General features: G+C 61.0%; 3 protein-coding genes. 2 read left to right on the top strand and 1 reads right to left on the bottom strand.

Going from position 1 to position 2,075, the window contains the following annotated elements:
- Positions 1-98: 98 nt before the first annotated feature.
- On the bottom strand, positions 99-800 hold the full coding sequence (locus IM708_RS20795; protein WP_209428460.1) for a VIT family protein: 702 nt from the start codon (positions 798-800) through the stop codon (positions 99-101).
- A 278-nt stretch (positions 801-1,078) separates the two neighbouring features.
- On the opposite strand from IM708_RS20795, the gene IM708_RS20790 reads away from it, so the two are divergent.
- On the top strand, positions 1,079-1,465 hold the full coding sequence (locus tag IM708_RS20790; protein WP_209428459.1) for a DUF302 domain-containing protein: 387 nt from the start codon (positions 1,079-1,081) through the stop codon (positions 1,463-1,465).
- A complete protein-coding gene (locus IM708_RS20785; RefSeq protein ID WP_209428458.1) occupies positions 1,465-1,842 on the top strand; it encodes a hypothetical protein in 378 nt (125 codons plus the stop codon). Before IM708_RS20790 ends, IM708_RS20785 begins: the two co-directional genes overlap by 1 nt.
- Positions 1,843-2,075 lie beyond the last annotated feature (233 nt).

Raw genomic sequence — 2,075 nt, 5'->3', positions numbered from 1 at the left:
TTCTGACTCGCGTCCGCGAACATCAGCCAATGCTTCCACAAAGGCGTGTCGTCCAGGAGCGCATCATCAACCCCAACACTGCCTCCGTACGACGTCGTCTACCCGACTGTCACACCAAAGATCATACCCACCGCTGCAGTCGCTGCCATCGCAAGCGCACCCCAGAAGGTGACGCGAACGGCTCCCTTCACGACGCCCGCACCACCCACTGATGCCCCCAATCCGCCCAGCACTGAGAGCGCGATCAGAGTGGTGACCGCGACGACGAGTGTGATCTGGGCCGCGGGTACGAGCGCAGCAATGATGAGCGGAATGACAGCCCCGACTGCAAAGGTCGCCGCTGACACCAAGGCCGCCTGGATCGGATGCGCGGTCACCGTTTCTGAGATGCCAAGTTCGTCACGCGAATGAGCGCCGAGTGCGTCCTTTGCGGTCAACTGGATCGCGACTTGGCGGGCGAGACCCTCATCGAGCCCCCGAGCCACATAGATGCCCGTCAGTTCCTCGAGCTCTGCCTCGGGTGTTTCCTTCAACTCTTGCGTCTCGCGCGCAATATCGGTTTTTTCGGCATCGGTCTGTGAACTGACGGAGACGTATTCTCCAGCAGCCATCGAAATCGCACCTGCGACAAGCCCGGCAAGACCGGCAATCAGGATCTCGGGACGCCCGGAGCCTGCCGCAGCGACCCCGACTACGAGGCTCGCCGTGGAGACGAGTCCGTCGTTCGCCCCTAGCGCAGCGGCGCGCAACCAGCCGATGCGATGAACCATGTGGACTTCGGAGTGGGACAGACGACTCATCGCAGGATCCCTTCGATCATCGCGAACATGCGTTATTTGAGGGATCTCGTAACGACTCCACTGCGGAGTCGGCGCCCTTCTATCTGGCTTGAATTGACTATTTTTTCGCAGGATCATCTTCTCGCACGATCCACGGCGAATACATGGAACGAAGTGTGCTCGGAACGGTTCCTTTGGTGGGTTCTGGCCGGATTCCGACATCCCGATCCTTGAACACCTGGTTATGGCGGCCGCCGCCATGATCGGCAATCTTCGAAAATGGGTGAAAGGGTTTCACTGTGACCTACACAATCAATCGACTGATCTCGGACGCGGCTATCGACGACGTCGATGCCCGTACCCGCAAGGCTCTCGCGGACCACGGCTTCGGCGTCCTGACCGAGATTGACGTCAAGGCGACGATGAAAAAGAAGATCGATGTCGATATGCCTGCCTACCGCATCCTTGGCGCCTGCAATCCGAAGATGGCGTATCGGGCGATCGGTATCGAGCCAAGGGTCGGCGCGATGCTGCCCTGCAGCGTCATCCTCCGCGAAGTCGAGAGCGGTGTGGAGGTCAGCGCCATCGACCCGGTGGCGTCGATGCAGGCGATCGAGAACTCCGAATTGACGGCTGTGGCGGGTGAGGTGCGGGACCTTCTGGCGAAGGCCGTCGATGCGATCTGATGGAAGACACCAGCGAGAAGATGGCGCGCGACGTCGTTTCTGGAGACCGCTCTCGTCCTGCTAGTATTTTGGCTGCGCCCGAACTACCCGTCGCCTACTTCTCTTTTGCTCTGCATTTCGTCTGGGAGTTCGTTCAGCTTCCGACCTATACCGGCATGGCCGAGTTGCCTCATTGGGAGGCGATCAAGCTCTGCATGTCGGCAACCTTTGGCGATGTCGGCTTCGCGCTGACCGCCTTCTGGCTTGCCTCCCTGGCGGCACAAAGACGGGACTGGATCCTTCGGCCAACGCGCTTTCCGGCCGCGATCTTTGTCGTCGTCGGTATCGTCTTGACCGTCGGCTTTGAGTATTACTACACCAATATAAGCCAGGGCTGAGCCCGCTGTTGCAATGGTTCGTCGTCCCGCTGCTCGTGGTCTGGCTGACCCGCCGCCACCTTTTGGGCGCGCAGGCCATACACGATGCCAGTGGGTGACGGATCGACTTCCCAAACGCCCGCTGGGCCCTCTGGCCAGAACCAACTCGGCCGGGATGGCGGGGCGCCGTTCCGGCGATTGGTTCCCCGCGCGCTTTTCGACGGTGAACTGGGCCGCGGCGTCCCCGACCAGGG

Source organism: Pararhodobacter sp. SW119 (genome assembly GCF_017811755.1).
In the GTDB taxonomy this organism is placed as follows: domain Bacteria; phylum Pseudomonadota; class Alphaproteobacteria; order Rhodobacterales; family Rhodobacteraceae; genus Pararhodobacter.
The sequence above is the reverse complement of the archived record's forward strand: the minus strand, read 5'-3'. Positions and strand labels throughout refer to the sequence as shown.